Genomic DNA, 4,967 nt, shown 5'->3' with positions numbered 1-4,967 from the left:
GCGGTGATGGGCGGAATGGCAGTCTCTTTTCTATTAACCCTCTTTGTGATACCCTCTATTTACTTGATCTTTAACGGCGGAAAGATCGAGAAATGATCCTGTTTAATTTAGGTGAGTGGCGTTTGGTTACACACCCCAATCCCGTGGATACCGAAATTCGCGGTCGATAGTCCGCGCGGAGAGCTTGGCGATCAGCGGCAGGCGGCGCTTGAACTGGGATTTTTTAACCAGCGCGATTATTTTGTCCACAAAAACCGGAGCATATTTTTCTTTTAGCGCGCGCTCAGAAATTCTCTGCTCGATAAGCTCCGCCAGTAATTCGTCGATCTGCGCGTAAGTGTAGCCTAATTCCGCTTCGTCGGACTGGCCGGCCCACAGATCGGCGGAAGGCGCTTTTTTTAGAATAGGCTCAGGCGCTTGCAGGAATTTCGCCAGTTCAAAAATTTGCGTTTTGTAAATGTCGCCGATAGGGTTGAGCGCCGAGGCCAGGTCGCCATGCTGCGTGCCGTAGCCGAGGAGGAGTTCTGTTTTATTACTTGTGCCGATGACCAAGCCGCCTAGTTTAGCCGAGTGGTCGTAAAGTATGGTCATTCTTTCGCGCGCCATTTTATTGCCGCGGCGCAGGACGGAAGCAGCCGCGTCTGTCGCGTCAAAATAAGCGTCGATCTGGGGCGTGATGTCGATGACCTGATAATGAACGCCGTAAGTTTCCGCGCAGAGGCGGGCATGCGCCGCGCTTTCAGGATTGGAAGTTTTGTAAGGCATACACAATGTGTATACGTTATCGGGGCCGAGAGCCTGCGCGCACAGGGCGCAGACCACGGCGGAGTCTATGCCGCCGGACAGACCAAGCGCGGCTTTAGTCAGGCCGGTTTTACGCAGCTCTTCGCGGAGAAAACCGGTCAGTATAGCGGTGATTTGCGCGGCGTCCATACGGTAAATTATAACTCCGCCTGCCAGATGCGCTGTAATTCTTTGAGCACGATTTCCGGCCGCTCGTCGCGCACGAAAACGGACTGCGCTCTAGCGCCGCGGTTTTCCGGCAGGTCGAGAAACAATGTTTCGGTTTTTAATTCCGCCGCGCGGCCAAGCAGCTGTCCGTCATTGGTGTAAACCTCGCTGCCGCCCCAAAAAGTCACGCCGTCTTCCACGCCGGAGCGGTTGCCGTAAAGCACATTTACGGCCAGATTTTCGGCAATGCCGCGATTGATGTTCTGCCACTGCTTTGCAATGCCGGCGCGGTAAGGCGACGAGGAGATGATCACGATGTTTTCCGCGCCGGCGCTGGCCGCCAGATAGGCGCTGGAAAAATGCCAGGCATCTTCGCAGATCAATACGGCGGTTTGCCCCAGGACTGACGCAAAAGCGCGGAATTGGCCGCCGGCGCTGAAGTAACGTTTTTCATCGAACATGCCGTAAGTCGGCAGATATACTTTGCGGTGCGTGTGGCGCAGCTCTCCGCCGCTCAAATAAAACGCGGCGTTGTAAGCACGGCTGTTTTGCTCTTCGATAGAGCCGAAAAGTATGTCGATGTTTTTACTCTGTTTGGCCAGCTTAGCGAGGTATTCCCGCGCGAGAGGCAGCAAGTCATAGACCTGATCTTTGAGCAGGTAGCCAGTCAGCGCCAGTTCCGGAAAAACTATCAGCCGCGCGCCGTTTTCCCGCGCGGCCAAAATTTCTTTTTCCAGCAGGGCATAGTTGGCGGCCAGATCACCAAGCGTGGGGTAGATTTGAGCTAAAGCGATGCGCATATCGTTATTATACAGGCCGACGCGTCGGCCGCCAAATATAAAATTTTTAACTAATTTAATATTTCGGCAAACTCTTCATAAGTTAAAATTCGTTCAATATGCAGCTGCATAATTTCGGCAAAATCTTTTTCCCATTGATGTAGCAGCCCGACCCTTATCGGCCGGACAAGGTATTGGTAGATAAAAAGATCATCAAGATTTTCCTTGTTTAATCGTTTTTCCTGCGACAAAACACCTCACCAGTCTGTCGCTTACGCGACAGCCAGCCTCTCCTTACCAAGGAGAGGCAGCAGCGGAAGCTGCGGTGAGGTGTCTCGCGTTGGCCGGGCCTTGGACGGTGAGCGAAGTCGAACCGTCGAGGCTAGCGAGACATGGGGATTCTCTGTAATAATATTGTTATTCACTCCAGCGAGAATTAACGCAGAACTAAAAGCACAATAATGCCGAGAATAATGCGGTAAATTCCGAACGGCACGAAATTATACTGGCGCAGATAACGCAGGAAAAATTGAATGACCAGCAGGGCTGTCCAGAAAGCAAAATAAAACGCCGTGACCAGCATGATCCACTCCGCCACGGTAAAAGACAAAGCGGTGTCGTACAGGGTCAGCGCGGCCGCGCCCAGCATCGTCGGCACAGCCAGAAAAAACGAAAATTCCACCGCGGCGATGCGGCTCAAACCCAGCAGCAGCCCGCCGATGATCGTCACCGCCGAACGCGATGTGCCCGGCACCATGGCCAGACATTGAAAAAAACCGAGCGTCAGAGCGGTCAGCCAGCTGATATTGGCCAGGTTGGCGATTTTGACCGGACGGCGGCGTAGCGCAAACTCCAGGACTATCATTAAGACGCCGTAAAAAATCAAAGCCGCGGCCACGACGCGCGGCGCGAAAAGAATTTTTATTTCTGTTCTATATAAAAAACCTAAAACCGCCGCCGGCAGAAAAGCGACAAAAATTTTGAGCCAGACCGGCAGGATTTTGGTGTAAAATTCCGGGCGAAAAGGCCAGAACATCGCGCCGTACAGTTTGACCACGGCCATGATCGCGCCAAGCTGAATAATGACATCAAAGGCGCTGCTGAAATTGGGATTGGCGGAAAGCCCCTGCAGTATTTGCTCGGTTAGGATCAAATGGCCGGTGCTGCTGATCGGCAAAAATTCGGTGAGCCCCTCAATGATGCCGAGAAAAATCGCTTTCCAAAACATGGTAAATTTATTATAGCATAATTGCTGTTCGCGCTTGCGTGCGAACGAGGTATCCGGGTAAAATCAACTGGAATAATGAATATTAAGAAACTTTTGAAACTCTGCCCGACTTTTGGCCTGCTGCTGGGTTTTTGTCCTACGCTGGCGGTGACGACGGCGCTGGTCAACGCTGTCGGCATGGGACTGGCTTTTACTTTTGTGCTGGTGTTTTCCAATTTTTTTGTGTCTTTGCTGCGGCGGATCATCCCGCCGGAAATACGCATACCGTTGTTCATTATTGTGGTGGTGACTTTTGTGACGATCGTTGACCTGCTGCTGGCCGGTTTTACGCCGGAGTTGTACCAAGCTCTGGGGATTTTCGTGCCGCTCATCGTCGTCAACTGCATCATTTTGGGACGCGCCGAAGCTTTTGCTTACAAAAATAACGTGTGGGACTCGGTCAAGGATGGCCTGCTGAACGGTTTTTGGTTCACGGTCGGTTTGTCAATTTTGGCGGCGGCGCGCGAGCTGCTGGGCGCGGGCACGCTGCTGGGCTGGCCGGTTTTGACCGCGAATTTCACGCCGATCCTGCTCTTTATTTTGCCGCCGGGCGGTTTTTTGCTGCTGGGCTTTATCCTGGCCTACATCAATGAGAACTCCGGTGTATAGCGATTACAAGTCTTTGACGCGCGGCCTGGCGCTTACGGAACTACCTGCGCCGGAATATCTCTATGTGCCGCTGCTCCAGCATGTCGGCGCGCCAGCGGTGAGTTTGGTCAAAAAAGGCGACCAGGTGCGGCGCGGCCAGTTGATCGGCTCGGCGGACGCTTTTGTCACGGCCAATGTACATTCTCCGGTGTCCGGCGAAGTGGCGGATCTGGTCAAGATCAAAAACCCGCAGGGCAATTTGGTCGAGGCGGTCAAGATCAAAAATGACTTTCAGGACGAGCGCGATCCCAATCTCAAGCAGTATCCGCCGCTGGCCGAGCTGGATACGGAAAACATCCGCGAAATAATCCGTGAGATCGGTTTGGTGGGACTGGGCGGCGCGGCTTTTCCCACGCATGTCAAAGTGTCGCCGCCCAAAGACAAAAAAGTCGATACGCTGATCCTCAACGCCGCGGAATGTGAGCCGTACCTCAACGCGGATTACCGGCTTTTGCTCGAGCATCCCAATGAAGTGGTGCAGGGACTGCGTTTGCTGGCCAAAGCTGCCTGCGCGGTCTGGGTGGTCGTGGCTATTGAGGACAATAAAAAAGACGTCATTGCCGGCTTGAAAAACTGCGGTGTGGAAGAATTTGCCCGCATTGCTTTACTGCCGTCAGTCTATCCCGCCGGAGCGGAAAAGGTGCTGGTCAAAAGAACGGTCGGCCGCAAAATACCAAATAAGGGGCTGCCGATCGATGTGGGCGCGGTCGTGGTCAATGTCGGCACGGCTTATCAGCTGGCGCGCAGCGTGCAGACCGGCCTGCCGCTGCTTGAACGTGTGGTCACGGTGTCCGGCGAGTTTGCCAATCCGGGCAATTATTGGGTCAGGCTCGGAACTCTGTATCAAGATGTGGTCAAGCTGCCGGAAAATTTTGCGAAAAAAGATTTTCGCGTGATCTCCGGCGGGCCGATGATGGGTTTTGCTATGGCCGCGCTGGATCTGCCGGTGGCTAAAGGTGTTTCCGGAATTATCCTGCTGCGTTCACAGGTCTTCACAGAAACGAACTGTCTCCGCTGCGCGCGCTGTGTTGACGCCTGTCCGCTGGGTTTGTTGCCGTACCGCGAAAGAGGTTTGACGGACTGCATGGAGTGCGGGCTTTGCGCTTTTGTCTGCCCCGCGCGCAAATATCTGGTGCAAAAGATCAGACAGCACAAGGCCGCTGAAAAACGGGAGTTGAGCAAATGAAAATTTTAGCGGTATCGCCGCATTTACACTCGGGAGTGACCACGCCGGTTTTGATGCGCGCTGTTTTGATCGCTTTAACTCCCGCCTGGCTGGCCTCCGTGATCTTTTTTGGCTGGTCGGCAGTCTGGCTGACAGC

General features: G+C 53.7%; 7 protein-coding genes. 3 read left to right on the top strand and 4 right to left on the bottom strand.

What is annotated here, in order from left to right; genetic code table 11:
- Positions 1–126 precede the first annotated feature (126 nt).
- From LBJ25_07110 to LBJ25_07095, 4 genes are all read right to left on the bottom strand, one after another.
- The gene (locus tag LBJ25_07110) at positions 127–933 is read right to left on the bottom strand and encodes an NAD+ synthase (protein MDR1453721.1); all 807 of its coding nucleotides are present in this window, start codon (positions 931–933) and stop codon (positions 127–129) included.
- 8 nt (positions 934–941) lie between these two features.
- Positions 942–1,751, bottom strand: coding sequence for a carbon-nitrogen hydrolase (locus LBJ25_07105; GenBank protein MDR1453720.1), 810 nt, complete (start codon positions 1,749–1,751; stop codon positions 942–944).
- A gap of 50 nt (positions 1,752–1,801) precedes the next feature.
- Complete coding sequence (locus LBJ25_07100; protein ID MDR1453719.1) at positions 1,802–1,981, bottom strand: hypothetical protein; 180 nt, start codon at positions 1,979–1,981, stop codon at positions 1,802–1,804.
- Positions 1,982–2,166: 185 nt separating this feature from the next.
- A complete protein-coding gene (locus LBJ25_07095; GenBank protein ID MDR1453718.1) occupies positions 2,167–2,958 on the bottom strand; it encodes an undecaprenyl-diphosphate phosphatase in 792 nt (263 codons plus the stop codon).
- 75 nt (positions 2,959–3,033) lie between these two features.
- Here LBJ25_07095 and rsxE point away from each other — a divergent pair, with 75 nt between their 5' ends.
- From rsxE to LBJ25_07080, 3 genes are all read left to right on the top strand, one after another.
- Complete coding sequence (gene rsxE, locus LBJ25_07090) at positions 3,034–3,606, top strand: electron transport complex subunit RsxE (GenBank protein ID MDR1453717.1); 573 nt, start codon at positions 3,034–3,036, stop codon at positions 3,604–3,606.
- The gene (gene rsxC / locus LBJ25_07085; GenBank protein MDR1453716.1) at positions 3,587–4,831 is read left to right on the top strand and encodes an electron transport complex subunit RsxC; all 1,245 of its coding nucleotides are present in this window, start codon (positions 3,587–3,589) and stop codon (positions 4,829–4,831) included. Before rsxE ends, rsxC begins: the two co-directional genes overlap by 20 nt.
- The coding region (locus LBJ25_07080) for an RnfABCDGE type electron transport complex subunit D (protein MDR1453715.1) at positions 4,828–4,967 on the top strand (140 nt) is incomplete at its 3' end. The genes rsxC and LBJ25_07080, both read left to right, overlap by 4 nt.

The organism is Candidatus Margulisiibacteriota bacterium (genome assembly GCA_031268855.1).
Lineage (GTDB): Bacteria > Margulisbacteria > Termititenacia > Termititenacales > Termititenacaceae > Termititenax.
The sequence above is the reverse complement of the archived record's forward strand: the minus strand, read 5'-3'. Positions and strand labels throughout refer to the sequence as shown.

Excerpts from the sequence above, each read along its gene's own strand:
- LBJ25_07110 (MDR1453721.1), bottom strand. The coding sequence starts at position 933 with ATGGACGCCGCGCAAATCACCGCTATACTGACCGGTTTTCTCCGCGAA.
- LBJ25_07105 (MDR1453720.1), bottom strand. The coding sequence starts at position 1,751 with ATGCGCATCGCTTTAGCTCAAATCTACCCCACGCTTGGTGATCTGGCC.
- LBJ25_07095 (MDR1453718.1), bottom strand. The coding sequence starts at position 2,958 with ATGTTTTGGAAAGCGATTTTTCTCGGCATCATTGAGGGGCTCACCGAA.
- rsxE (MDR1453717.1), top strand. The coding sequence starts at position 3,034 with ATGAATATTAAGAAACTTTTGAAACTCTGCCCGACTTTTGGCCTGCTG.
- rsxC (MDR1453716.1), top strand. The coding sequence starts at position 3,587 with ATGAGAACTCCGGTGTATAGCGATTACAAGTCTTTGACGCGCGGCCTG.